Origin of the sequence: Uliginosibacterium gangwonense DSM 18521 (assembly GCF_000373965.1) — a bacterium.
In the GTDB taxonomy this organism is placed as follows: domain Bacteria; phylum Pseudomonadota; class Gammaproteobacteria; order Burkholderiales; family Rhodocyclaceae; genus Uliginosibacterium; species Uliginosibacterium gangwonense.
This window is the reverse complement of sequence record NZ_KB892846.1, coordinates 55582-80484: the sequence shown is the minus strand read 5'-3', so window position 1 is coordinate 80484 and position 24903 is coordinate 55582. Positions and strand designations below refer to the sequence as shown.

Here is a 24903-nt window from a genome sequence, read left to right as displayed (position 1 = left end):
GACAAACGTCTAAAATATGCTATCCGTCTGCCCCTGGTGCATCAGGCTTGGGCGCGGCAGGCGTCGAGTTGGGCGATCCAGGCGGTCTTTTGTTCGGCGGGGACAAAGCTGGCTTCAAGGCTGTTGCGTGCCAGGGTATACCAGGTATCCACGTTCCAGTTGAAAGCCGCCTGTACGGCACGGATGTTGTCCCCCATGTAGCCGCCGAAGTAGGCCGGGTCGTCACTATTGATGGTGGCACGCACGCCTGCTGCCAGCAATTGGGGCAAGGTGTGCTGTTCCATCTTCTGGAAGATACACAGGCGCACGTTGGAGAGCGGGCAGACGGTGAGTGCGATGTGCTGGGTAGCCAGCCGCTGGATTAGGGCTGCGTCTTCCACTGCACGTACGCCGTGGTCGATGCGGTCGACCTTGAGGATGTCCAACGCCTCATGGATGTAGGCGGGTGGGCCTTCTTCCCCCGCATGGGCGACGACCGGTAGGCCAGTGGCGCGGCAGCGCTCAAAGAGCCGTGCGAACTTGCTGGGCGGATGCCCTTTTTCGGAGGAGTCCAGGCCGAAGCCGTGGATGCGGTGGATGAAGGGCATGGCTTCATCCAGGCAGGCCAGACATTCGTCTTCCGGCAGATGGCGCAGGAAGCACAGGATCAGCCGCGTGCTCATGCCCCATTGGGCTTGGGCGGTGGCTGCACCGCGCTCCAGGCCGCGCAGCACGGTTTCAAAGGGGATGCCGCGTGCGGTATGGGTTTGCGGGTCAAAAAAGATTTCGGCGTGGATTACGTTATCGGCCTTGGCGCGGCGCAGGTAGGCCAGCATCAGGTCGTGGAAATCTTCTTCTGTGCGCAATACGTCGGCACAGGCGTAGTACAGGTCGAGGAAGGATTGCAGATCTGAGAAGTTGTAGGCGGCACGTAGTGCCTCAACACTGGCGAAGGGGAAATCGATGCCGTTGCGTTGTGCCAGGGCGAAGGCCAGTTCTGGCTCCAGCGAGCCTTCGATGTGCAAATGTAGTTCGGCCTTGGGGCAGGCCAGTGCAAAATCCAGTGCGTTCATATTCTTGGTCAAACGGGAAACAATGGGCAAGCCTACCTGTTCTTGGCGCAGTGTGCAAAGCAGCGGCAGGGGGGATTTCCGTACCGACGGGCAGAGCGGCTCAAGTTCATCTGATGGGTGCCGTTAGTCTTGCATGACGGTGCAACGTGCGCTCCCTCCACGCGCTGCTCAGAAAGGTTCCAGAATAATGAAGCTCTCTACACGTTTGTCCATTATCGTGATTGGCAGCTTGCTGGGCTTGCTGTTGATTGGTGGTATCAGCCTGCAAAGCTTGCGCGCAGGGTTGATGACTGAGCGCAAGGCGCAGATTGGCACCTTGCTGAATCTTTCAGCGGGCTTGGTCGATAGCTATTACAAGCAGGAGCAGGCGGGCAAACTCAGCCATGAGGAAGCGCAAAAGCGTGCAGCCGAAGCCTTGATGGGCTTGCAGCATGAAAATGATTATCTGATTGCACGTGACGCCAACGATGTGCTCATTGCCCATGCGACCCGGAGCCGCGTTGGTAAGGTGGATAAGGGGAGCAAGCTCCCGAATGGCATGACTAGCGGTGAGGCTTATCGTGCTGGACTGGCACGCGGGGAGAGCCCAGCATTCGTCGAGTTGATGACCAACAAGCCCGGTGCAGATAAGGATGACCTGGAGCCCAAGCTCAATGGCGCGGTGATGTTCGCGCCCTGGGGCTGGATGATCGTGACGGGTTTCTTTGTGGATGATATCCAGGCGACCTTTGTGCATTACGCCACGATTGTCGGCGTAATCGGTCTGCTGATCCTGCTGGCAACAGGTACTTTGTCGATTGTGTTCTCGCGCCAGATCTATGCCCGCCTTGGTGGCGAACCCGATTACGCTGCAAAAATGGTGGAAAGTGTCGCCCGAGGCGATCTCACCCAAAGCCTGAAGAGCGCCAGGAGTGAGAGCCTGCTGGGGGCGCTGGCCAACATGCAGCAAGGCATGCGGGAGTTGATCTCTCACATCCAGGCCGATTCGGGCATCCTGACCAAGACTGCAGCGGAGATCAACCTTACGATGGAGGAGGTCGCCAAGTCCTCCCAATTGTCTTCTGATGCGACGGCTGCGACGGCCGCCTCTGTGGAGCAGATGACGGTGAGTGTGGGGATGATTGCCGATAGCGCCCGCGACACCGAGGCCCATTCCAGCCGTGCCGCAGAACTCGCCAAGGGTGGTGCGACACAGGTGGAAACGGCCGTGCGCACGATCCAGACCGTATCGAAGGGCATTGATAGCGCATCAACGCAGATTGGCTCGCTGGCCGAGCGTACCCGGCAGATTGGTACGATTGCCAATGTGATCCAGGATATTGCCGAGCAGACCAATATGCTGGCGCTCAATGCTGCCATTGAAGCAGCACGTGCGGGCGAGCAGGGGCGTGGCTTCGCGGTGGTAGCCGACGAGGTGCGCAAGCTTGCCGAGCGCACCAGCAAGGCGACGGCGGAAATCAACCAGACCATTCAGGCCGTGCAGAGCGAGACCACCGAAGTGGTCACCAGCATCCAGGCGCTGGTGCCGCAGATGATACAGGGGGTCTCCCTGGCCGAATCTGCGGCGAGCGCGCTGACCGAGATTAGTGCCAGCACCGATGCCACCTTGCACAAAATCCATGATGTGGCCCATGCCACTGCCGAGCAAAACAGCGCCTCGACCAGTATTGCCAGCAATATCGAACGAATTGCCACGATGGTTGAGGAATCTGAGCGCTCGGTGCGCAACGTGGGAGACGCCGTGAGTGCCTTGAGCCGCATGGCTCAGGACATGGATGCCAGCCTTGCACGCTTCCGATTGTGAGCGGTGCGGCGAAGAGATTTGTGTAGCCTGACGGTCAAGTTTTTATCAACCATGACGATAGAACGGTTATTCGGTGCTGATCTGGCCTGTTCTTTTGCAAGAAAGGTTGATGCCTAAATGAAACTCTCTACCCGTTTGGCAATTATTGTCATCAGTAGCATGCTGGGTCTGTTGATTGTGGGCGGGATCAGCTTGCAGAGCCTGCGTGCTGGGCTGATGGCGGAGCGTCAGGCCCAGATCGCCACCTTCCTGCGGCTGGCCCAGAGCGCAGTGCAGAGCTATTACAAGCAGGAGCAAGAAGGCAAGATGACGCAGGCTGAAGCACAAAAGCACGCAGCAGAAGCCTTGATGGCGTTCCAGAGCAAAAACGATTATCTGGTGGTGCGCGACGAGAATGATGTACTGGTCGCCCATGCCAATTCCTTCCGCGAGCGTCTGGGCAAGGTGGATAAAGGCGCCAAGCAGCCGGATGGCAAGACAACGGTGGAACTCTATCGCGCCGTGATGGCTCGTGATGGCGACCCCGGATTCGTCAACATCATGACGGCAAAACCCGGTGGTGACCCCAAAACGCTGGAACCCAAACTCAATGGTGTCACAAGGTTTGAACCCTGGCGCTGGATGATCGCCACCGGGGTTTTTACCGATGATATCCAGGCCACCTATATGTACTACATGTGGCTCATTGGTTCGATTGGCCTGTTGATACTGATAGCGACTGCCACGCTGACCATTTTGTTCTCACGTCAGATCTATTCCCGCCTGGGCGGGGAACCTGAATATGCCGCAAGAATGGTCGAGGCCGTTGCCCAGGGAGACCTGACACAAAGCCTGAAGCATGCAGAGGACGATAGCCTGCTGGGCGCCTTGGGCCACATGCAGCGCAGCATGCGTGAGCTGATTGCCCACATCCAGGCGGATTCCGGTGTGCTGGCCAGCACGGCAGCCGAGATCAATACCACCATGGAAGAGGCGGCGACTGCTGCGCAACAGTCGGCCGATGCGACTTCGGCCACTGCCGTGTCGGTCGAACAGATGACGGTAAGCGTAGGGATGATTGCCAGTAGCGCGCACGAATCCGAAGAGCACTCCAACCGGGCCACCGAACTTGCACATGGTGGGGCACAGCAGGTAGGAGAGGCGGTGGAGGAGATTCAATCTGTTTCACAGAAAATCGAAGGGGCCTCAACGCAAATCGGCACCTTGGCGGAACGCACCAAGCAGATTGGCAATATTGCTAATGTCATTCAGGATATTGCCGAGCAGACCAACATGCTGGCGCTCAATGCCGCCATTGAAGCCGCTCGGGCGGGCGAGCAGGGGCGCGGGTTTGCCGTAGTGGCCGACGAGGTGCGCAAGCTTGCCGAGCGCACCAGCAAGGCGACGGCGGAAATCAACCAGACTATTCAGGCCGTGCAGCGCGAGACGACCGAGGTCGTCACCAGCATCCGGGCGCTTGTGCCACAGGTGGCGCGTGGTGCGCAACTGGCGCAGTCCGCAGCAGATTCGCTCTCGGAAATCAACCATAGCACGGAGGCGACCCTGCACAAAATTCGGGATGTGGCCCATGCCACGGCCGAACAGAATTCTGCATCGACCAGCATTGCAGGCAATATTGAGCGCATTGCAATCATGGCCGAGCAGTCAGAACGGTCTGTGCGTAACGTGGGGGAGTCAGTGTCGGCGCTGAACAAGATGGCCAGGAATATGGATTCAGCATTGTCAAAATTCCGTCTATCGTGATGGGCTGCGCATGTGATTGCCAGATGTTGGAATTGGAGTTTTCAGTGACATAATTGGTTTAATGCATTTGTTGTATTTACAGGGCGCCTCAAAACTCTTAGAGTTCGATGCAAGGCTGTGTTGCAACGAAATCCTGGGGGCAGGCGCCCTGTTATTTTTTTGAAAAACAATAGTCACGTAAAGGTGTCAGAATCCCCGCATTGCAAAGGCCTCAACAATCTATGAGTCTGTGTTTTGGGCGCCTATCAAATTGCCTGCGCACAGGTTGCATCCCTCAAAAACCACGGGAATTGTGCAGGTTCTTGAGGGGCCAGGTGGTCTAAAACAGTTTCTGTGTTCCTCTCCGTGTGTTCCCTTTGTTTTGTCAAGCCTGTGGGCAGGATTGTCATATTTTTTGCTGCGATTTACGGTTGTAAAGGAAAAGTCTGAATATGAAATTATCTACGCGTTTATCCATTATTGTCATAAGCAGTATCCTGGGGTTGTTGCTCATCGGTGGATTGGGGTTGCACAGCTTGCGTTCGAGCCTGATGGCGGAGCGGCACAACCAGATCGCAACCCTGCTGAATCTTTCCGAAGGCCTGGTGAGCAGCTATTACAAGCAGGAGCAGGAAGGCAAACTCACCCGCGAAGAAGCACAGAAGCGTGCCGCCGAGGCACTGATGGGTCTGCAGCATGGTACGGATTATATGATTGCCAGAGATGCTGATGACATCTTGATTGCCCATGCCATGCGCAACCGCGTGGGCAAGGTGGATAAGGGCACCCGTCTGCCAAATGGCAAACTTGCGACCGATGGCTATCGAGACATTCTGGCTACCGGGGTGAAGATCGGTTTTGTCGATACCTATGCCAACAAACCCGGCCATAAGGCCGAAGACCAGGAACTCAAGCTCAACGGTATTACCCGTTTTGAGCCTTGGGGATGGGTACTGGCGACCGGTTTTTTCGTGGATGATATCGAAGCGACCTACATGTTTTATGTCAAAATCATGATCTCTGCCGGTTTGCTGATCCTGGCGCTTACCACTACGCTGTGTGTGGTGTTCTCCCGCCAGATCTATGCTCGTCTGGGGGGTGAGCCGGATTATGCCGCCAAGATGGTTGAGGCCGTGTCGCAAGGCGACCTGACCCAGCAGCTTGCCAATGCCCGCGCTGGCAGTTTGCTGGCCGGGTTGGGCCGGATGCAGCAAAGCATGCGCGAATTGATTGCGCGGGTGCAAAAGGATTCCAGAATCCTGAGGGAGACATCCTCTGAGCTGAATGTCACCATGGAGCAGATTGGTCAATCTGCCCAGCATTCTGCGGATGCGGCTTCTTCAACCGCCGCGTCGGTTGAGCAGATGACGGTGAGCGTGGGCCTGATTGCCGACAGTGCCCGCGATACCGAGTCCCACTCCAGCCATGCCGCCGAGTTGGCCAAGGGCGGCGCAACCCAGGTGAAGGAGGCCGTGGTGCAGATTCAAACGGTTTCCAAGGGGATTGAAGGTGCCTCGAACCAGATTGTGAGTTTGGCAGAGCGTACCCGCCTGATCGGAAATATTGCCAACGTCATTCAGGATATTGCTGAACAGACCAACCTGTTGGCGCTCAACGCGGCCATTGAGGCGGCTCGCGCAGGGGAGCAGGGGCGTGGTTTTGCGGTGGTGGCCGACGAGGTGCGCAAGCTCGCGGAGCGCACCACCAAGGCGACTGCGGAAATCAAGGCGACAATCCAGTCTGTGCAGAATGAAACCGGCGAAGTGGTTACCAGCATCCAGAGCTTGGTGCCTCAGATGGCCAGTGGTGTGGGCAAGGCTGAATCCGCTGCCCAGGCACTCGACGAGATCAGCACCAGTACCGAGGCTACCTTGCACAAGATTCATGATGTGGCGCATGCCACTGCCGAGCAGAATACCGCATCCACTTCCATTGCAGCCAATATTGAGCGCATTGCTGCCATGGTGGAAGAATCCGAGCTTTCCATGCGCACAGCGGGGGCATCGGTGGTGGAATTGGATCGCATGGCTGCCGATCTGAATCAGGCCCTGGCGCATTTCAAGTTATAAATCTGCTGCCAGAAATCAAAAGAGGCCCGAATGGGCCTCTTTTTTATGTTTTTAGAATGTTTGCAATCATCATTCAATACGACTCATTCTGTCACCAAGGCAGCTTCAGGGGCTCGCGTATGTGTTGGTAGCCAACGGCTGGCTGCCAGCCCAAGCACCACACAGACGACTCCGATCCCTATGAATACCACGCGCAGGCCGAATACGTCACCTGCATGGCCGATTGCAATGGTGCCAAGTGGCGCGAAGAGGATGGTGAGGAAACGCATCGTTACCACCATGCGCCCCAGCAATGCGTCAGGCGTGACGGCTTGGCGCAGGCTGAGGTAATTCACCACATACAGGGTTGCCCCTGCGTCCTGAATCATCAGCGCCAAGCCGGCCCAGATGCTCACTCCGATCCAGGTTGCCGTGGGTTGCGCATAGCAGAGGTAGCCCAGCCCGGCCAGCACAATCCCCCATGCCAAGGTAGCGCGGATGCCGAAACGGCGCTCCAGCCGGTGCACAAGCATTGAACCCAAGAGGCCGCCTACGGCGCCAAGCGTGTTGATCAGGGCGATATGCCCGGCACTGAGCCCAAGTTCGCGGGTGGCGAATAGCACGTAGAGCGCGCGGAAGCTGTCATTGAGCGTAATCCAGCCAAATACCACGACGACCAATACCCGTAGCACTGGTGTGTGCCACACCAGCAACAGGCCTTCGTGGGTTTGCTGCCACACACTTGCGTTGGGGGCTGGCGATTGCGGTTCAGCAAAACGGACCTGGCCGATGAGTACGGCGGCGATCACGAAACTTGCTGCATCCATGGTAATCGCCAGTGGTGGGCCAAAGAGAGCAACCATCGATGCTGCAAAGGCGGGGCCGATCACCATGGCGACTGATGTGGCACCAAAGAGTTTGCCATTGGCTTCCACCAGCCGATCCCGACCCACCAGTTGGGTAACGAACACCTGGGCAGCCGAGCCGCCAATGGCCTCGGTGGTGGAGATCATCGCCCCCACCAGGTAGAGCAGGGGCATGCTCAATACCCCCGCTAGATAGCCTGCCGGGATGAGCATCAGCCCGAAAGCCGCAAGCAGGTTGAACCACACGGCCATGCGCCGCTTGCTGCTGCGGTCAATCCACACCCCTGCAGGCAGACTCAGGATGAAAGGTACAAGCTGCGCGGCCGCCAGCAGGCCCATCTGGGTGGCGCTGGCATGCAAAAATTGTACAGCGGTGAGTGGCAGCGCCATTTGGGTGACCGCCGTCCCGAGCATGGACAAGGTGTTTGACCAGAACACGCGCATGAAAGCTGCGTCACGCCACAAAGAGCCAGGGGGAAACCAACGCGAAAACATGATCAGGGATACTACGTATTCAAGCAAGACCTGCCAGTCTGCGGGAGCGATGCGCACAGGTCAATGGACGTGGGACGACGACGATGTTTTAATAGAGCATTCGGGAGTATTTCCCCAGGATTGAGCACATGGATCTGGAAATCAAGGAATACATGCAGGAACTTGGGCGTGAGGCACGTACTGCTTCTCGCCTGATGGCCGCTGCCTCGACCGAGGCCAAGAACAAGGCGCTGACGCTGATTGCAGCCAAAATCCGTGAGCGTGCCGATGAACTGCTGAGCGCCAATGCGCGTGATTTGGTCCAGGCCCGTGTCGATGGGCTGGAGCCTGCAATGATCGACCGCCTCACCCTGACGGCCAAAGGTATTGAATCCATGGCCACCGGGCTGGAGCAGATCGCCAGCCTGCCAGACCCGATTGGCGAGATCACCAACGTCAAGCGTCGCCCCTCCGGCATTCAGGTGGGCCACATGCGCGTGCCGCTGGGGGTGATCGGCATCATCTACGAAGCCCGCCCGAATGTAACCGCAGACGCCGCCGGGCTGTGTTTGAAGAGTGGCAATGCCGCTATCCTGCGTGGGGGCAAGGAAGCGCTGCACTGCAATCAGGCAATTGCCCGCTGCGTGCGCGAAGGGCTGGTTGAAGCCGGTCTGCCATCCACCGGGGTGCAAGTGGTGGAAACCATCGACCGTGCTGCGGTGGGGGAACTCATCACTATGCCGCAATATGTGGACGTCATTGTTCCGCGTGGTGGCAAGGGCTTGATCGAGCGCGTCAGCCGGGATGCCCGTGTGCCGGTCATCAAGCATCTGGATGGCAATTGCCACGTATATGTAGATGACACGGCGGATGAGGCCAAGGTGCTGCCCATCGTGGAGAACAGCAAGACCCAGCGCTATGGCACCTGCAACACCGCAGAATCCCTGCTCGTGGCTCGTAGCGTGGCAGATAAGTTCTTGCCCAAGCTCGGGCAGATGCTTGCCGCCAAGGGGGTGGAGATGCGTGGCTGTGCGGAAGCACTGGCAATCTTGAAACACGCAAAAATTGCAGCGGACAAGCTCAAGGAAGCCACGGAACAGGATTGGCGCGAGGAATATCTCGCCCCGATCATTGCCATCAAGGTGGTCGCAGGGCTGGACGAAGCCATTGAGCATATCAATACCTACAGCTCGCAACATACCGAAAGCATTGTCACCGAAAACTACACTCATGCTATGCGCTTCCTGCGAGAAGTGGATTCGGCCTCGGTGATGGTCAACGCCTCCACGCGTTTTGCTGATGGCTTTGAATATGGCCTGGGGGCGGAAATCGGTATTTCCACCGACAAAATCCACGCCCGTGGCCCCGTTGGCCTGGAAGGGCTGACCTCGCAGAAGTGGATCGTGTTCGGCAATGGTGAAGTACGCAAATGATATGCAAGTGAACTGAGGACAGGCGATGCCCTCTATAGCACACGCACCCCTCATTCCCATCCTGGCCTTGCCGGTATGTGTGGTGGGCGTGCGTGTGGAGACTGAACAGATCGAAGAAATCGTCTTTATGCCACCTGGCACCACTTTGGCTGATAATCCGCCACCGCTGGCTTGCCGGGTGCGTGAAGCGATTCTTGCCTGCCTTGCCCGGCCCGATGTGCCGTTCGACCTGCCGTTCAAGGCACGTGGCACCGCCTTCCAGCGCCGCGTGTGGGCCGCGCTCTTGGCCATCCCGCCGGGCCAGACCCGCACATATGGTGAAGTGGCGGAATCATTGCATAGCGTGGCGCGTGCAGTGGGGCAGGCCTGTCGCTCGAATCCCTTCCCTATCCTCGTACCCTGCCACCGCGTGATCGGCAAGCAGGGCTTGGGCGGATTTGCCGGGCATACCGAAGACTGGTGGATCAAAACCAAACAATGGCTACTGGCACACGAAAAAGCCCTGTAATCCAAGTCTCGCCACGCCTCGCTACACCAGAGATCGATGGCTTCATTGATGAACTCTGGGTGCAGGACGGTTTGGCCAAGAACACCCTGGAATCTTACCGCAGTGATCTGGAGCTTTATGCCGGATGGCTTGCGACTCAAGGGTGTGGCATTCTGGAAGCCGATTCACAGGCGCTTGCCCGCTATCTTGCAGCGCTGTCGCAGCGTGCCAAGGCGACTTCACAGCGCCGCGTCTTGTCGGCGCTACGCCGTTTTTACCGCATGCAGCTTGCGCAAGGCGCGATCCAGCATGATCCCTGCATCCTTATTGATCCGCCTGCCGTGGCCGGGCGCTTTCCCAAGACCCTGACCGAACAACAGATTGAAGCGCTGCTGGATGCGCCTGATTGCGACACTGTTTTCGGCCTGCGCGATCGTGCCATGATCGAAACGATCTATGCTAGCGGATTGCGCGTAAGCGAACTGGTTGGCTTGCAATTTTTTCAGGCTGACCTGAATGTCGGGGTGGTCAAAATCATGGGGAAAGGCAACAAGGAACGTCTTGTGCCCCTGGGGGAATGGGCGCTGGAGTGGATTCAACGCTACCTGACCGAAGCCCGCCCGCAATTACTGAAAACGCCAAACGAATACATCTTCCTCACCCGCTTCGGCGAACCGATGTCACGCCAGATGTTCTGGAACATCATCAAACAGCATGCCAATGAGTGTGGCATAGACAGCAAGCGCATTTCTCCTCACGTGCTGCGCCACGCTTTTGCCACCCATCTGCTCAACCACGGCGCTGATTTGCGCGTGGTGCAACTCCTGCTCGGCCACGCTGATATTTCCACCACCCAGATCTATACCCACGTCGCCCACGAGCGGCTCAAGCAGCTCTATAAAACACACCATCCGCGGGCAGAGCTGTAGCAGGCTACGCCCTGGTGATTCAAGCAATGGCGAGCAGGTTCGAGACGATGCTTTGGTTGTAGGCAGCTGCCACGGCACTGCTTGCCAAGTCAGGATTGGATTGCAGGATTTTTGCCCATTCGCTCATGGTATCCGTGGTGCTGGTGGAGCCGTTTCCGCTCGAACCGCTGTTTGCAGTGCCTGCTTGTATCAGTGCGTTGAGGAGCCCGGCTGCGTTATAGAGCGGGCTGGTGGCCGTGCTGGAGGTTTGTGTGCCGGTCAGGGAGGCGATCACGCTTGCCTGCGTGCTGATTTCAGCCGCAGTCAGCGCCAAGCTTGTGTCGTTGGTTGGCGATACGCTTGTCGTTGGGGTGTCAATGCCCAGCATTGAGTACAACATTTGTGCACTCAGTCCTGATGCTGAACTTACGCTGCTCATTGTTTCATCCTTAAACACAACAGCAGGCATTTCTTTCCCTGTTGCCTATTTTCACCATAGGAATAGTTTGGGTAGCGGTCAAGTTGTCTGACTTATAGTAAGATCGCCCCGTGTGTTGCACCACGTTGCCTGGCCTGCTACCCCCTCACTCTATTCATGTAACTCTATGAAAATAAAATTTTTATATGGTGTGCTCTTGAGCCTGCTTTGTTGTGCTGGCGTAGTGCAGGCAGACACGGTTTGCTCTGTGTTGTCCGACAATAAAGTGCAGGATCATTCCGACGACACCGCGTTGCTACAAGCGAGCATTGATGATTGTGCGCGACGCGGCGGTGGCAGGCTGGAGCTGGCCGGGCGGACTTACCAGATCGGCCCGATCGAACTGCGCAGCAAGGTCTACCTGGTGTTGGCGCCAGATACGGTATTGCAAGCCACTGCGGACAAGACGCGGTTTGAGCGTGCCTTCATCGGCTGGCCTTTCCATGCGCGGGAGGCTTTGATCTCAGCTTACAAGATCAGCGATAGTGGTATCCTGGGGACCGGGCGTATCGACGGGCAGGGGGCTCTGTGGTGGGAAGAAGCACGCCGCCAGCGTAGGGATGGCACCATGGCCAGCATGTTCCCCGCGCTGCCTGATGCCAACGGAATGCCGCGCCCGTGGTTGGTGGAGTTTTATGACTCCCGTAACATCACCATTGATGGCCCTACGCTGCAGAATTCGCCCATGTGGACTCTGGCCCTGCGCTACGCCAGCCAAGTGCGAATTGGGCATCTGACGATCCGCAACCCCAAGGAAGCACCTAATACCGATGGCATTGATGTGGTGGCAAGCCAAAATGTCAGCATCCATAACGTAGATATTGCTACGGGGGATGACAACATCACCATCAAGTCCGGCTTGGCAGGTTTTGGCGTACCGACGCAGGCGGCCTCGGATATCCATGTAACGGATGCTAAATTTGGGTCCGGCCACGGCTTTTCCATTGGTAGTGAAACGCTCAATGGCGTCAATCATGTCACCCTGGAACGAGTGAGTTTCGAGGGCACCACCAACGGCATTCGTATTAAGACGGGGCGTGATCGTGGCGCAGACATCAGTGCCATTCATGTCAAGGATATCACCATGAACAATGTTGATACCGCTCTGTCAATTACAGCCTATTACCCCAAGTTTCCTGCGCAACGTGGTGAGCCTCTGGCCGTGACGGCAACCACGCCTCGTGTGCATGACATCAGAATTGAGGGACTGGTCGCCATCGGCAGCAATACCGCCGGGATATTTGTCGGCCTGCCCGAATCCCCTCTGCGCGACGTGGTGCTCAGCAAGGTCCGCATCCAGGCCGCGAAGGGCCTGATGCTGCGTGACGCCGAGGTGCAGGCAGATCGCCTTGATCTGCAAATCCAGAATGGCAAGGCCCTTGATCAGCAGGAAGAAGGCAAGCTCAATAAGCTCTGAGCGGGATGTATACCGTGCTGGTTTGGCATGCCCCATCCACCTGGGTGTGAACTTTGATGTGGGTATTGGGCAGGGTTTCACGGGTGAATTCCACCCGCCGTGGCAGCAAGGCTTGCTGGGTGTGGATTTCGCCATGCAGAGCGCCGTCTACGACGGCAAATCGCATGGCGATGGCAAAGGGGTGGGGGTTGTGGAGTCGCAGGTCCTTGAATCCCCACACAACCGTGGCATCTGAGCCCAGTGGGGTGAAGCGTTGCTCCTCGGTGTAGATGTCTATGCTGTGGGCATGGCGTTCCGTGATCGTGAGGCCCGCTAGCAAGGCGAGGTGGTAGGCCAGTGAGGAAATCTGGCACAGCCCGCCGCCAGTCTGCTCAGTGAGCTGGCCATTGACTAGATTGCGCCCGATGACGAAGCCGTTTTTCGCATCCGGGCAACGGATGCGATGCCAGAAGGACCACTGTTCGCCAGGGGCGATCAGGTTGTGGTCAAGCAGGGCAATGGCGCGCCGGATGTTGGTGAGTTTGTTTTCGTACAAGGGGCTGGGCATGATGCGTTGCTCCAGCCGGATGGGGTGGGCGCAAGAGATGTCGCCCAGGGTCTGCCCAAAATGAATGCCATGCCAGCGATCCGCACTGTTGCGCAGGAACTGGCGGATATCCTGACGGAGCGGCAGAGGAATCAGGCGACGGATAAGGTGGGTGAAGCTCATGCCAGTCGCTGTAGTTCGATAACGTAGTAGGACGCATAACGCCCCAACCCTGTGCAGCCCAAGCCTGCATCCAGCCCACGGAAGAGGGGCCGCATTGGCACAGGGATACGATGAATGGGGAAGAGCAGGATGCCCCGCCAGCGGCGCACAGCCCAGTAGGGCTGGACCCACTGCCTGATCTGCGCGATGCTGGCATCGGTATCGCCATGCCAGCCGCTATGTGGGCGTTTGGACAAGGCGCGGCGGGGGGCAGAGGGGATGTCGAAGATCAGCCTGCCGCCAGGGCGGATTACTCGGGCCGCTTCCTGCAGAAAGGCCTGAAGCGTGGCGTGATCCAGATGCATCGCCACGTGAAAGCAGATGCCACGCTCCATCTCACGATCTGCCAGTGGCAGGTGGGTGAGGTCTGCGTGGATCAGGCGCCGATCCGGGAATTTTTCTGCCGCCACCTGCAGCATGCCTGCCGAGCCATCCAGCCCGGTGTGGGCATAATCCAGCAGTCTGCCTGTGCCACAGCCGAAGTCCACCGTGCTCGCAGGGGCTGCATCGCGTAGCCAATGTGTGAGGATGCCACGCTCCAGCGCATCGATATAGCGCCCGTAGCTGTTGGCAAATCGGTCGCGGTCGTAGTCGCTGGCAAGCTTGTCGTAATAGTCAATGACAGGTTTCATGACGGCTTTCGTTTTAGATTGCGGCATATTCTATGTCACAACTACTGGCGTAGCCTCGTACGCTGGTCAAGCAGAATGACTGAACGCCAGGGTTCCAGAGCATGTAAAATGCGGCCGGGCTGATGCGGATGAGGGCTGGTGCGCTTGATGGCGTGCCAATCCTCTCGCCTCACAGCCCTGATCAAGGCGAAGTCCAGCTGGTGGCTGCCATGTACATTGTGCAGACACCTTGGATGAGTCGCATTGTTTTAAAATTCAGGGGATTACATGAAAAGCATAAATATTACGGGGAAGCGGGTTTTGCAGGGGCTGTTGTTATGCCTGGCCTTGCAGGCGTGCAGTTCGGCACCGGTGATGGTTTCACCGATGGCACCGCAGCGTTTTGAGAAGTTGGGGCATGCCGAGGGGCAGGCTTGCGGTGCCTTGGGGTTGTTGGCCACGGCTTATTATGCAGTGCCGCTGGGGCTGAACAGCCGGGTGGAGCGCGCGTATGACGCAGCGCTCAAGAGCGTTCCGGGGGCGACCAGTCTGGTCAACGTCAGTGTAAAGGAAGATTGGGCCTGGGCGCTGGTGGTAACGGCTCGTTGTACGACTGTGAGTGGCGACGCCATCAAGGAGATCAAATAATGATGAAATCTTGCATTAAATCTCTGCTGTTGGCAGCAGTCTTGGTCGCTTTGTCCGGTTGTGCAGGTCAGCCGGTAAACTTTGGTGCAGCCGTGACGCCTGAACAGATCGACCAGACCAAGGGGGAGGCGGTCAGTGCGAGTGCAACGGGTTTTCAGCTTCTATTGCTCATTCCTATTGCGGTCAACGGGCGGCAGCAAAATGCGTATGAAGAGTTGCAAGCAAAGGCTGGAGACCGTGTGCTGACGGATATCAAGATCACCGAGTCCTGGACATACGCTTTTGTGGGCACGCTCTACACCACCAAGATTGATGCAATGGCCTACCCGAAAAAGGGCACAGGGGCTGCGCAGTAAAGTACGTATAGGGGACCTGGGACACATCATCGCGCATGGTGGGTTCCGGGTTCTGCACCGGTAGGGAGGGCATCAGGATTATCCTGTAGAATAGGTGCTGCGCGCTTGCTGGTTGTGCGTGGGATGGTGCTTGTTTTGTCTTGATGTGGAATTCCGTTTTCAGATCAATCCGCTTGCATTGCCTGGGTAGGCAAAGTGTGGATTGATCTGTGCATGGGGTTTCCCAGCTTTTCGCTTCAATGGGGAATATCTTGAACGCCCAGCGCTTTTTTACCCAACGCCATATTGTGTTTGCGTTGGCAACGCTTTGTTGTCTCCTGTGGGGCAGTGCCTATCCATCGATCAAATCCGGCTACGCCTTGTTCCAGATTGCCCAAGGCGATATTGCCAGCAAGATGGTATTTGCAGGCTATCGTTTTGTGCTGGCAGGGGGCATCCTGCTGGTGTTGGCCGTACTCTGGAAAAAACCGCTGTTCAATTTCTCTGCCCGCGAATTTGGCAGGGTATGCGTACTGGGTTTGACCCAGACCACCTTGCAATACGTGTTTTTCTATATCGGCCTGGCTTATACCACCGGGGTAAAAGGCTCGATCATGAATGCCACCGGCACCTTCTTCAGCGTGCTGCTGGCGCATTTCATCTACCATAATGATCGCCTCAGCATCAATCGCGTACTGGGCTGCGTACTAGGGTTTTTCGGCGTGATGGTCGTGAATTTCAGCCACGATCTGCTGGATTTCCATTTCAGCCTTGCGGGTGAAGGCAGCGTGGTGCTGGCCGCCTGTATCCTTTCGGCCGCCTCTATCTATGGCAAGCGCCTGTCGCAGACCATGGATTCAGTCGTACTCACTGGCTATCAGCTTGCCATTGGCGGGCTGGCCCTGACTTTGGGCGGCTTCCTATGCGGCGGTGGGTTGATTGCGGCTTCTTTCAAAGCGTCTATGCTTTTGGGGTATCTGGCGATACTCTCCTCGGTGGCTTTTGCGCTGTGGACCCTGTTGCTCAAATACAATCGGGTGGGCTTGGTGGCGATCTTCAACTTCCTGATCCCGGTGTTTGGCGCCTTGCTCTCTGCCATCTTCCTTGATGAACGCATCCTGGAGTGGAAGAACGTGATCGCCCTGGTGCTGGTGTGCGCGGGGATCTGGATGGTGACGCGGGAACCTGCACAGAAGGCGCCAGCCACCAGTTGTGCATCAAACGAGGCCTAGATCGCTGGGTTTGGCACCTGGAAACACTCGCTCGATCTGTGTAGCATTGAGTCCGTAGAGGCGTGAGAAGAGACCGCCCAGCACGTTGCGGTATTCGTTGAGCACGGGGTAGTCCCGATTCTGGAAGAGCGTCGCTTCGGTAACGGCCTGTTGCTGGCCGACGATGCCTTTGGCGCCCAGGCCACCGCCCAGCACCCAATACACGGTGCCGTGGCCGTGGTCAGTGCCACGATTGCCATTCTCACGGAAGGTGCGCCCGAATTCGCTGATGACCATCACCACGGTATTGTGCCACGCGCTGCCCATTTCATCGGCATAGGCGGCCAAGCCGCGTCCAAGTTCGTCGAATCGTCCCGCCAGCGCTCCTGTTGCGCCGCCTTGGCCGACGTGGGTATCCCAGCCGCCAACATCTACGAAACCCAGGGTGTATTTATCCAGCATAAGGCGGGCGATGCGTCGTGCTTCCAGCTCAAACCCCTTTGCAGTGATGGCGTTGCGACTGGCCTGATTCATCTCGGTTTCCAACGTGTGCAGCGCTTCGTCACGTACGGCAAAGCCCTGCTCAACACTTTCCGCCAAGGGGCTGCCGTGGTACATGCTGGCGATCAGGCTGCTCTGACGTGCGTCTACGCCGGGTTTGCTGGCGTTGCGCAGGGCGATGTTGGGAACCTCCTGCCTGCCTTGCATGATGAGCGGAAGTTGCTCGGTGAAGGCGATGGGTGTGGTGCCCTGTAGCTCCTGTGCCAGTCGGTTGAGGAAGCCCGAATGATCGCTATGCAGGAAGCCAGGGCCTTGGCCAAGTTCGATGCTGTCTTGCGTCTCAAAGTGGCTGCGGGTGGTGTCGTCGGTCCCGGCGAAGGGGATGAAGGCAAGCTGGCCGTTTTGGTAGAGTGGATAAAGGCTGTCGCGCAACGCAGGGTGCAGCCCCCAATCCGTGTTCAGTGGCAGGGCGCTGGCCAGATCATTGCCCGGCTTGGCAATCGCGATGTTGGGGCGCGCGGCGTAGTAGAAATTGCTGGAAATGGGGATCAGCAGATTTGCTGCATCATAGCCCCCGCGCAAAAACACCAGCAGGAAGCGCGGTGTGTTGGCAGGCGCGGCGAAAAGACGACCCGCCGCGGTGGCGAGCGCACCTGCAGCAAAAGTCTTGAGCAAGGTTCTACGATTCATGGCTGACCTCCTGGGGTAGAGGATCTGTAAATCTATATGGCATGTGTGGTGCGGCGATGGGGGCAATTTACCGACGCATCATTTCGGGGGATGCCAGATAGAGCATGTTCCATTCCTGTGGGCTGCTGGCCTGCTCCAATGCTTGGTGCGTGGCGGGCGCCAGCCGTTTTTCCAGTTGCTGGTAATATAGGGCATTAGCCAATTGTGGGAAGGCGGGGCGTTCCACAGGCGGCGTGGTATCGCTGCGGAACAGCCCTGCGCTGCCACTGCCGATGGCTTTGGCAATTTCAAAACGGGTGGTCATCTGCCCGGAAGAGGTCCAGGCGCCCATGCCAAGGGGGTAACCGTCCGGTGTGAGGTGCCCATAAAACGGCTCGCCCATGCGATCCAGCCAGTTGAGCATGGGGCTGGCGTTGAGAATGGGCTTGCGGTCATAGGCCAGTCGCACAGCGGAAACCACGTAATGCACGGGGTCTTTGAAACCACGGTCGAGTGACCGGATGAATTCCGGCGCGTAGAACAAGGTGCGCAATACTGCGCCGATATCCCCATCACTGCGTGTATAGGTGTCGGCCATGCGTGCCACCAGGGCGGCGGAGGGCGGCGCACCCAGGAAATAAGTGGCAAGCTTGGTGCTCAGGAAACGTGCAGTGGCTGGGTGGCGGGCAAGGCGGTCGATGACTTCATCAAGCTCGGCCAAGCCTTTGCCCTGAATGGTTTGGCCGAGGAATTGTTTGTTGCCATAGTCATGGCGTTCGGGGTTGAATTCAAACAATCCATGCTGTTGGTATTGATCCTGAAGTTTGGGGCGAACTTTTGGGGTGTTTTCGCTGTAATTCACCCCTATGCCAGTGAGTACGCGGGCCAGCTCTTGCACGTCTGCTTGGCTATAACCTCCGCTCACACCCAGGGAATGAAGCTCCATGATCTCGCGGGCGTAGTTTTCGTTGATTTGCTTGGCGGCGTTACGCTCGTTATCTAGATAGGTGAGCATGGCCGGGTGCAGGGCCGTGGCCCGCAACAGGTCGCGGAAATGGCCCAGCACATGTGGGCGGATCGCATTCTCTTCAAAATCCCCCACGGTGATTCGTAGATTGGCCTTGTATTGGAAGACGTTGAAATGGTTCATCCAGAACCAGACCATCTGTTCCTGCAACTGGTCGGGCGAATACACATCGCGCAGTAAGGAACGGGTGGCCGCCTCGCGGGCCAGCGCTGTCATATCCTGCTGGTAGGTGCGTTGGGCGGTTTTCTTGGCTTCGTCGTCGGTGAGCGCATCGGCATCCCGCCGCTGGCGTTCCATCTGCTGCATCAGTTCAGGTAAGGGCGTCTTGCTGATGCGCATGGCATCGATCCGCGACTGGATCTCAGCAGGCAATGCCGGATGTGCAGCCGGGTGCAACTGCTCCTCAACGAAACGAACTGCCCCCACGGTCTGGGCATGTTGCACTAGCGAGGGCGTGACGCCCCAACTCAGCCGGTTGGTGAGTTTGACGATATCGCTGCCCTGCAAGGCGGTAGCGTCCGCTTGCTGTATAGTTTGGCGTGCAGGCTGTTGGGCGCACGCGGCCAACAGGAATGCGGCGGTGCCAATCCCACAGATACGGCGTATCACCGTGCGTCCCAGATCTGGCGCAATGCAATGCATGACGACCTCCGCTACGAGGTGGGCAAAACCTCCACTAATGGCTCATGTTAACGGAGGTGTCTGGGGACTTGCTGACTGTAATTTGTAAGAAACTGTTTGGATTCCATCCGTCCATCTTCATCATGCAAGGCAGACAGAAACCGTTTCTGCGCCCATGTGCTCCTTGTGCGTCTGTTTTATCGGGTCTGGATGGGTTTTGCCAATTTCGCCATGCGTGCTTCAAAGCTTGCAAATCGCTCATCCAGCTTGCGCAATTGCTGTTGCTTTTCTTCTGGGGTGAGGAAGGCGTAGCGGATGCTGTTGTAGACCACGCGTTTGAGCGCTTCGTAACTAGGCTTGTAGCGCGTGATGTAGAGCAGGTATTCGCCGCTGAGGTTGTTGCGCGATACGCCGGGGTCATCAGTGGAGAGCACGAAGGGGACGCCCTGGCGGGCATAGAGCGTGACCGGGTGAGCGTCGTTGGCTACGCCCAGGATAAAGGCGTTGCTGGTGAGATTGACTTCAATGGCAATGTTCTTGGTGGCAAGCTCTGCCAGTAGTTGATCGGCATTGTCTTCATGGGCGATATCCACGCCGTGGCCAATGCGTTCGGCCCCGGCAATTTCTACCGCTTGCCGGATGTGATTGCGCAGCCCTTCAGGGGGCACCATACCCAGCGCGAGTTCCCCTGCATGGGTGGAGATGTGTACGCCGGGGAAACGTTGGCGCAGATATTGGAACATGCGCATGTGCAGCGCATAGTCCCGCATTGAGACGGTGTTGTTCTCAGGCGCGACGATGTTGACGCCGACGATCAGCGGGTTGTTCTGCGCAGCGGCAAAAGCGGCGAATAAGCCAGCGAAAACCTTGGAGGCTGCGCTGGTGCGGCCCACATAGGTCTGGAAGCGCAGTGTGAAGTCTGCCTCATCAATGCCTTTGGCGTATCCGGCAAGCCGTTCGCGGTAGTCGGCAATGGATTTCTGTGCGCCGGGGTCGTTAGCAAGGAAATCGGCATAGGGCACGATAGCCGCATTAAATTGGGCCCGGGTGGCGTCCGGCGACAAGGCATCAATCGCCGGGGCAAGCTGTGGGTTGATGGTGGCCGGGGCGCTTTGCAGCATGGTTTCCAGATACTGCACATTTTCTGCCTTGGCCCGCTCTTTCAAGAGGCGTAGCCCGGCTGGTGTGTCATAACCGGAAATGGCACCGAAGTAGCCGAAGGTGTCGAAGAACTGTTGATCGGGCGGAGGCTGGAGCTGGGTGTGGTTGGAGAAGTCCTTGTCAGACCAGCGTTGCAGCAGGGTGCGGTAGGCATTCTCGTTATTGACGAGGTCGGCGGCGCTCACGCAGTCCGGCCCTGTGGGTGATGTGGTCTGGATTTGGGAACTCTGCGGATTGATGCAGTAATGCTGTTGGTCGATCCACGCTAGATAGGTTTCGGCATACTGCGCGCCGGAATAGTGGTTATGCAGATCGCCCCCCTTGGGCAGCAGGTTAGCAAAGAGGGTCAGCTCGGCTGTTTGTGGTGTGGGTGTGGCAATCAGGCGGCTGTAATAGTCGCGTGCAAGGCGTTCATTACGCGATCCAGCCGCTGTGGCGGCTTGGCTGGTGCATAGGGGCAGGGCCAACAGTAGGCCGAAGGCCAGTGGGGCAAGGCGATTTTTCATCAGGGCAGCTCCAAGGCTGGTATGGATATTTTCCTGGCATTGTAGCAGGCGCCATCCTTAAAACGCAGACTGGAGTTCCCTTGTGGGCGGAGACTGGAAAAAATTAACCGCACGGTATCTGTTCCAGGCACCGTGCGGCCAAAGCACGCCTTCAAACTGGCGGCAGGAGGAGAATGCAGTTACGACATTCGACGTAAGCATCGCTTTGTATTAAGCAAACTGCGTGCCAGATGTAAAAATCTTGGCGGGGCGGTTCTGCGTGTGGGCTTGGTGCGTTCGCTGCGGATGGCACTGCACTTTTCTGGTGCAGATCGTCAAATAGCCGTTACACATTGGAGCGGCGTAGTGCTGACTTACGGTCTGTGGTGCCGAAATTCGTCACCCACTTGGAATGTTGTAGGATATTCGATCAGGATTTTAGTTGTTGTGATCGGTTTTTATTGATCTATATGAAATTTGAGTGAAAGACCGACAAGCGGCGCTTCAGATTGTAAGGGTGGGCGTTATGATGATACCGGTAACAAAAAATGACAAAAACAATGTCATCTAGTGCCTTGCTGACGAAATAGCCGAAAAGTATGGGCATTGGTGCCTTATCCCCAACGCAGAGATTGTTTGTTTAACCCTAGTTTGGAGACTTTGTGATTATGCAGTTCAAAACCAAAACCGCTTTTTTGTCTGTTGTGCTTGCGCTGAGCGCAAGCATGGCTTTTGCTAGTAATACAGGCGGATATGCCACCGCAACAGGGGGCGGAAGTGCTGCGGAACAGACCGCCAGCACGATGGCAGCCATTCAGAGCATCATTGACAAGGCCACTGGGCCTGTGGTGATCCGCTATACGGGTAATCAGGACGCTGACATCAAGGCAGCTCAAGCCGATGTTTGCGGCCAATGGAAGAAGGCTGCCCGTGAGGTGGTGATCGATGGTAAGAGTGACGTCACCATTATTGGTGCCGATGGTTCTTCCGCTAATTTTGGCATCCGCATCAAGGGTGCTTCAAGCAATGTCATCGTTCGCAATATGAAGATCGGTATGCTGCCCGGCGGGAGCAGCAACGGTGACATTTTTGGCGTCGAAGGTTCTGCCAAGAACATCTGGATTGACCATAACGAAATGTTCAGCCGTAACGTGGAAGAGGGCGGCGAGATCTGGTGTGCAGGCACTCCGGGTAACGACACGGCCTTTGACGGCGTGATGGACATGAAGAGCAACATCGACAACATCACCATTTCGTACAACTACATCCATGATCACCACAAGGTGGGTCTGGATGGCTCCAGCGATACCGATCTATCGAAGCGGCATATCACTTTCCACCATAACTACTACTCTAACGTTGGGGCCCGTATTCCGCTGCAACGTGGCGGTTTTACGCATGAGTACAACAACATCTATAGCGGTGTGACCACCTCGGGCATCAATGTGCGTATGGGTGGGCAGGCGCTGATCGAAGGGAACTGGTTCGTCAACACCAAGAATATCGTGACCTCGCGTGACAGTTCGAAGATCGGTTACTGGGATCTGCGCAACAACAACGTGGCCAGTGCAAGCGATTTCGGCACATATGGCATCAAGTGGACGGCATGTTCCGGCACCTGTAAGGATGCGACGGATTGGACGACTACCAAGGCTTTCCCCAGCGCGGAAATGACCTATACCTATACGCCTGACACCGCCACATGCGTCAAGAACAACCTGCCAGCCGTTGCCGGTCAAGGCAAGGGTTTGAAGACGCTGACTTGCAAGTGAAATTGATCTTTGGAGCAGGGCGATCCGCTGGTTGATTGATATGCCAAGAGGATCGCCTTGGGTCCGCACAGGCCAGCCTTTTTACAGGCTGGCTTTTTTATGCTGTGTCGCGCTGTGTTTGCTGCATGCCTCAATTTAATGGGCAGGGGATGCAGACGATGAATTCGGCTCCGCCCTCGCTACGGTTACGTGCGTAGATCAGACCGCCGTGGGCCTGGATGATCTCACGGCAGATTGCCAGCCCCAGCCCAGAGCTACCGCTGCTGTGGGTGGTGTGACTGGCCTGGACGAAAGTCTCAAAGATGCGTTCGAGCTCTTCCGGGGGGATGCCGATGCCTTGATCGGCAATCCGTAATTGTATCGCGGGCAGATTGGGCAGATTGTCGCTGCCGGGGTGGGCATGCAATGTGGTGGCACTGATGTGCAGGCGTAGCTGGCCGTTCTCTGGAGAGTGCTTGATGGCGTTGGAGAGCAGGTTGCGCACTACCTGGCCCAGGCGCATCGGGTCGCCCAGTACGGTACCGTGCAAATCCAGGCTGCTTTCAATTTGGAGATGCTTGGTGGCGATGGCGGCTTCAAATTCCAATAAGGCTTCTCGCACCACCTGATGAAGTTGGACGTGTTGCAGGGCCAGATCCATGCGCCCGGCTTCGAGTTTGGAGAGGTCCAGCAAGTCGTTGAGTAACAGGAGCAGGCGCTCGCCGCTCTGGTTGATGCGGTTGAAGTAATCGCGCAGGCGCTCGGGTGGGGCTTCCGTCACACGATCTGCACCCAGGCGGGCAAAGCTGAGGATGGCGTGCAGAGGGGTGCGCAATTCATGACTCATGCTGCTGACGAAGCTGCTTTTTGCCGCGCTGGCGTTTTCTGCACGGCTCTTGGCCTGAAGCAATTCGGCGGTGCGGCTCTTCACCAATTCTTGCAACTGGTGCCGATGGCGGTGCAGCTCCTCCTCAAATTGCTTGCGCTGGGTGATATCGCTGTAGGTGGCAATCAGCCGCAGTGGTTTGCCATTGATATCGCGTTCCATGACTTGGCCACGGTCCAAAACCCATACATAGTGGCCGTCGTGGTGGCGCAATCTGTATTCGGCCAGATAGAGTGGTTCCTGGCCCACAAGGTGGGCCTGCAGGGCGGCCCCCGCCGCCAGCAGGTCATCAGGGTGGATGCGTTGGGTGCGTTCTTCAGGGCAGTCGCCGATGTCGTCGTCAGCATAGCCCAGCATGGCTTTCCAGCGTGGCGAGTAATAAGAGCGGTGGCTGATGAGGTTCCAATCCCACAGACCATCGCCTGCACCTTCCAGGGCAAATTGCCAGCGGGTCTCGGCACGGCGCAGCGAGGTGATATCGGTCATTGTACCGATCACCACCGGGTGGGCATCGGGATCTTGGCCCGGTACCATATGGATGATGATCTGGCGTAGCCTGCCCTGGGTGTCGGTGAGGGTTTCCTCGCGCGTTTTCATTTCGCTGCCAGGCTGCATGAGCAGCGTATCCTCATCCGCTTCGATCAGCTCGGCAAATTCGGGTGATGAGATATTGCTGGCCCGGCGCCCCAGGATTTCTTCCGGGTTACGCCCGAAGAGCAGCGCAAGCGCCTTGTTGGTGAGCATGAACCGGTGTTGGGCATCCTTGACGAATACTGCCGTAGGTAAGGCATCCAGCACGTGCTGGAGATATTCGCGCATCTGCACCTGCCGATCCAGCGCATTGCGTAAGCCCAATTCCGCCAGCCGCAGGTTAGTGATGTCGAAGCTGGAGCCGACGATGATGGGTTCATCCCAGGCGTTACGCCCCGGTGCCTTGGAGACGATGCGGTACACTTCGCGTCTGGTGACAGGGTTGTGGAAAACCTCCTCGCGCAGCACCGATTCCCCGACCAACACGCGCTGATCCTCGGCCATGACGCGGGCGGCAATTTCGGGGGTGGCGGCCAGATCGTGCGCTGTTTTACCGACGATGAAGCTGGCTTCTTGCCCACGTTGGCGGGCAAAGGCGTCATTGATCAGGATGTAGCGCCCAGCAGCATCCTTGATGTAGACCGGCTCCGGGATGACGTCCAGCACCCTTTGCAAGCATTGGGTGTGGGTGCGCTCCACGTTATCGTGAATCTGTCGATTCTGCTGCCATTCGTAATAGGCCACGAGTGTTGCCGCACTCGACAGCGCCAGCAATACCGCGCCCCAGGGCGGCAGGCCCAGCATGCTGGGGAGCAGCATCAGTTCAGCAACGATGGCACAGAGTGCACATCGGTGAAGCCAGCAGGTAAGGGCGGCAGGTTTGGCGCGCATGAGTAGGTGATCGAAGGAATCGCTCACACCGTCAAGCATAGCGCGCTTCTTGCGCAAATGGGGCAAGCGCTTGGGTGCCATGCGTGTGAAATGTTGTCAGGTTTTACGCAAGTGCGCTCAAAGGCGATGCCTGACCTA

General features: G+C 57.3%; 20 protein-coding genes. 11 read left to right on the top strand and 9 right to left on the bottom strand.

The features are described 5' to 3' along the window. Positions 1-41: 41 nt before the first annotated feature. On the bottom strand, positions 42-1052 hold the full coding sequence (locus tag B145_RS0111855) for an adenosine deaminase (protein WP_018607586.1): 1011 nt from the start codon (positions 1050-1052) through the stop codon (positions 42-44). A 187-nt stretch (positions 1053-1239) separates the two neighbouring features. Between B145_RS0111855 and B145_RS0111850 the strand changes: the two genes are divergently transcribed. The 3 genes from B145_RS0111850 (at position 1240) to B145_RS0111840 (ending at position 6647) form a co-directional block, all read left to right on the top strand. Continuing rightward, a complete protein-coding gene (locus B145_RS0111850; protein WP_018607584.1) occupies positions 1240-2856 on the top strand; it encodes a methyl-accepting chemotaxis protein in 1617 nt (538 codons plus the stop codon). Positions 2857-2973: 117 nt separating this feature from the next. Beyond that, positions 2974-4599 carry a methyl-accepting chemotaxis protein gene (locus B145_RS0111845; RefSeq protein WP_018607582.1) on the top strand — a complete coding sequence of 542 codons (1626 nt, stop codon included), beginning with the start codon at positions 2974-2976 and terminating at the stop codon, positions 4597-4599. Positions 4600-5030: 431 nt separating this feature from the next. After that, positions 5031-6647: a methyl-accepting chemotaxis protein gene (locus B145_RS0111840; protein WP_018607580.1), complete on the top strand. Its 1617-nt coding sequence runs from the start codon at positions 5031-5033 to the stop codon at positions 6645-6647. Positions 6648-6730: 83 nt separating this feature from the next. Here the strand turns inward: B145_RS0111840 and B145_RS25405 are convergent, their stop codons facing one another. Next, complete coding sequence (locus tag B145_RS25405; protein ID WP_157288385.1) at positions 6731-8044, bottom strand: MFS transporter; 1314 nt, start codon at positions 8042-8044, stop codon at positions 6731-6733. 77 nt (positions 8045-8121) lie between these two features. Between B145_RS25405 and B145_RS0111830 the strand changes: the two genes are divergently transcribed. From B145_RS0111830 to xerD, 3 genes are read left to right on the top strand one after another with little or no spacing between them, the layout of a single operon-like run. After that, a complete protein-coding gene (locus tag B145_RS0111830) occupies positions 8122-9399 on the top strand; it encodes a glutamate-5-semialdehyde dehydrogenase (protein WP_026259071.1) in 1278 nt (425 codons plus the stop codon). A 25-nt stretch (positions 9400-9424) separates the two neighbouring features. After that, a complete protein-coding gene (locus B145_RS29500; protein WP_018607574.1) occupies positions 9425-9907 on the top strand; it encodes a methylated-DNA--[protein]-cysteine S-methyltransferase in 483 nt (160 codons plus the stop codon). Beyond that, positions 9877-10815 carry a site-specific tyrosine recombinase XerD gene (gene xerD / locus B145_RS0111820; RefSeq protein ID WP_018607572.1) on the top strand — a complete coding sequence of 313 codons (939 nt, stop codon included), beginning with the start codon at positions 9877-9879 and terminating at the stop codon, positions 10813-10815. Before B145_RS29500 ends, xerD begins: the two co-directional genes overlap by 31 nt. A gap of 19 nt (positions 10816-10834) precedes the next feature. Here xerD and B145_RS0111815 read toward each other — a convergent pair whose 3' ends face one another. Beyond that, positions 10835-11233 carry a hypothetical protein gene (locus B145_RS0111815; protein WP_157288384.1) on the bottom strand — a complete coding sequence of 133 codons (399 nt, stop codon included), beginning with the start codon at positions 11231-11233 and terminating at the stop codon, positions 10835-10837. A 250-nt stretch (positions 11234-11483) separates the two neighbouring features. On the opposite strand from B145_RS0111815, the gene B145_RS25400 reads away from it, so the two are divergent. Next, a complete protein-coding gene (locus B145_RS25400; protein WP_157288383.1) occupies positions 11484-12689 on the top strand; it encodes a glycoside hydrolase family 28 protein in 1206 nt (401 codons plus the stop codon). On the opposite strand, the gene B145_RS25395 is transcribed toward B145_RS25400, so the two are convergent. Beyond that, entirely contained in the window at positions 12676-13398 is a 723-nt protein-coding gene (locus B145_RS25395) for a VanW family protein (protein WP_018607566.1), read from the bottom strand. The genes B145_RS25400 and B145_RS25395 overlap by 14 nt on opposite strands. After that, the gene (locus tag B145_RS0111800; protein WP_018607564.1) at positions 13395-14069 is read right to left on the bottom strand and encodes a class I SAM-dependent methyltransferase; all 675 of its coding nucleotides are present in this window, start codon (positions 14067-14069) and stop codon (positions 13395-13397) included. Before B145_RS0111800 ends, B145_RS25395 begins: the two co-directional genes overlap by 4 nt. 267 nt (positions 14070-14336) lie before the next feature. On the opposite strand from B145_RS0111800, the gene B145_RS0111790 reads away from it, so the two are divergent. The 3 genes from B145_RS0111790 (at position 14337) to B145_RS0111780 (ending at position 16263) form a co-directional block, all read left to right on the top strand. Continuing rightward, positions 14337-14696, top strand: a complete 360-nt coding sequence (locus B145_RS0111790; RefSeq protein ID WP_051082589.1) for a hypothetical protein — start codon at positions 14337-14339, stop codon at positions 14694-14696. Next, positions 14696-15052, top strand: coding sequence for a hypothetical protein (locus tag B145_RS0111785; RefSeq protein WP_018607557.1), 357 nt, complete (start codon positions 14696-14698; stop codon positions 15050-15052). Before B145_RS0111790 ends, B145_RS0111785 begins: the two co-directional genes overlap by 1 nt. Before the next feature lie 251 nt (positions 15053-15303). Beyond that, on the top strand, positions 15304-16263 hold the full coding sequence (locus B145_RS0111780; RefSeq protein WP_245541855.1) for a DMT family transporter: 960 nt from the start codon (positions 15304-15306) through the stop codon (positions 16261-16263). Here B145_RS0111780 and B145_RS0111775 read toward each other — a convergent pair. The 3 genes from B145_RS0111775 to B145_RS0111765 all read right to left on the bottom strand — a co-directional run bounded on the left by B145_RS0111775 (position 16249) and on the right by B145_RS0111765 (position 20727). Continuing rightward, on the bottom strand, positions 16249-17433 hold the full coding sequence (locus B145_RS0111775) for a DUF1501 domain-containing protein (RefSeq protein WP_018607552.1): 1185 nt from the start codon (positions 17431-17433) through the stop codon (positions 16249-16251). The two genes, B145_RS0111780 and B145_RS0111775, sit on opposite strands and share 15 nt — an antisense overlap. A 67-nt stretch (positions 17434-17500) precedes the next feature. Then, positions 17501-19081, bottom strand: a complete 1581-nt coding sequence (locus B145_RS0111770) for a DUF1800 domain-containing protein (RefSeq protein ID WP_018607551.1) — start codon at positions 19079-19081, stop codon at positions 17501-17503. A 176-nt stretch (positions 19082-19257) separates the two neighbouring features. Next, a complete protein-coding gene (locus tag B145_RS0111765) occupies positions 19258-20727 on the bottom strand; it encodes an adenosine deaminase family protein (RefSeq protein WP_018607549.1) in 1470 nt (489 codons plus the stop codon). Between the two features lie 647 nt (positions 20728-21374). Here B145_RS0111765 and B145_RS0111760 point away from each other — a divergent pair. Next, entirely contained in the window at positions 21375-22478 is a 1104-nt protein-coding gene (locus B145_RS0111760; protein WP_018607548.1) for a pectate lyase family protein, read from the top strand. A 130-nt stretch (positions 22479-22608) separates the two neighbouring features. On the opposite strand, the gene B145_RS0111755 is transcribed toward B145_RS0111760, so the two are convergent. Further along, positions 22609-24846, bottom strand: a complete 2238-nt coding sequence (locus tag B145_RS0111755; protein ID WP_018607546.1) for a PAS domain-containing sensor histidine kinase — start codon at positions 24844-24846, stop codon at positions 22609-22611. Between the last annotated feature and the right edge of the window lie 57 nt (positions 24847-24903).

What these genes read in the sequence shown, in the direction of transcription:
- B145_RS0111855 (WP_018607586.1), bottom strand. Translation starts at nt 1,052, where the DNA reads ATGAACGCACTGGATTTTGCACTGGCCTGCCCCAAGGCCGAACTACAT.
- B145_RS0111850 (WP_018607584.1), top strand. Translation starts at nt 1,240, where the DNA reads ATGAAGCTCTCTACACGTTTGTCCATTATCGTGATTGGCAGCTTGCTG.
- B145_RS0111845 (WP_018607582.1), top strand. Translation starts at nt 2,974, where the DNA reads ATGAAACTCTCTACCCGTTTGGCAATTATTGTCATCAGTAGCATGCTG.
- B145_RS0111840 (WP_018607580.1), top strand. Translation starts at nt 5,031, where the DNA reads ATGAAATTATCTACGCGTTTATCCATTATTGTCATAAGCAGTATCCTG.
- B145_RS29500 (WP_018607574.1), top strand. Translation starts at nt 9,425, where the DNA reads ATGCCCTCTATAGCACACGCACCCCTCATTCCCATCCTGGCCTTGCCG.
- xerD (WP_018607572.1), top strand. Translation starts at nt 9,877, where the DNA reads ATGGCTACTGGCACACGAAAAAGCCCTGTAATCCAAGTCTCGCCACGC.
- B145_RS0111815 (WP_157288384.1), bottom strand. Translation starts at nt 11,233, where the DNA reads ATGAGCAGCGTAAGTTCAGCATCAGGACTGAGTGCACAAATGTTGTAC.
- B145_RS25395 (WP_018607566.1), bottom strand. Translation starts at nt 13,398, where the DNA reads ATGAGCTTCACCCACCTTATCCGTCGCCTGATTCCTCTGCCGCTCCGT.
- B145_RS0111800 (WP_018607564.1), bottom strand. Translation starts at nt 14,069, where the DNA reads ATGAAACCTGTCATTGACTATTACGACAAGCTTGCCAGCGACTACGAC.
- B145_RS0111790 (WP_051082589.1), top strand. Translation starts at nt 14,337, where the DNA reads ATGAAAAGCATAAATATTACGGGGAAGCGGGTTTTGCAGGGGCTGTTG.
- B145_RS0111785 (WP_018607557.1), top strand. Translation starts at nt 14,696, where the DNA reads ATGATGAAATCTTGCATTAAATCTCTGCTGTTGGCAGCAGTCTTGGTC.
- B145_RS0111775 (WP_018607552.1), bottom strand. Translation starts at nt 17,433, where the DNA reads ATGAATCGTAGAACCTTGCTCAAGACTTTTGCTGCAGGTGCGCTCGCC.
- B145_RS0111770 (WP_018607551.1), bottom strand. Translation starts at nt 19,081, where the DNA reads ATGCATTGCATTGCGCCAGATCTGGGACGCACGGTGATACGCCGTATC.
- B145_RS0111765 (WP_018607549.1), bottom strand. Translation starts at nt 20,727, where the DNA reads ATGAAAAATCGCCTTGCCCCACTGGCCTTCGGCCTACTGTTGGCCCTG.
- B145_RS0111760 (WP_018607548.1), top strand. Translation starts at nt 21,375, where the DNA reads ATGCAGTTCAAAACCAAAACCGCTTTTTTGTCTGTTGTGCTTGCGCTG.
- B145_RS0111755 (WP_018607546.1), bottom strand. Translation starts at nt 24,846, where the DNA reads ATGGCACCCAAGCGCTTGCCCCATTTGCGCAAGAAGCGCGCTATGCTT.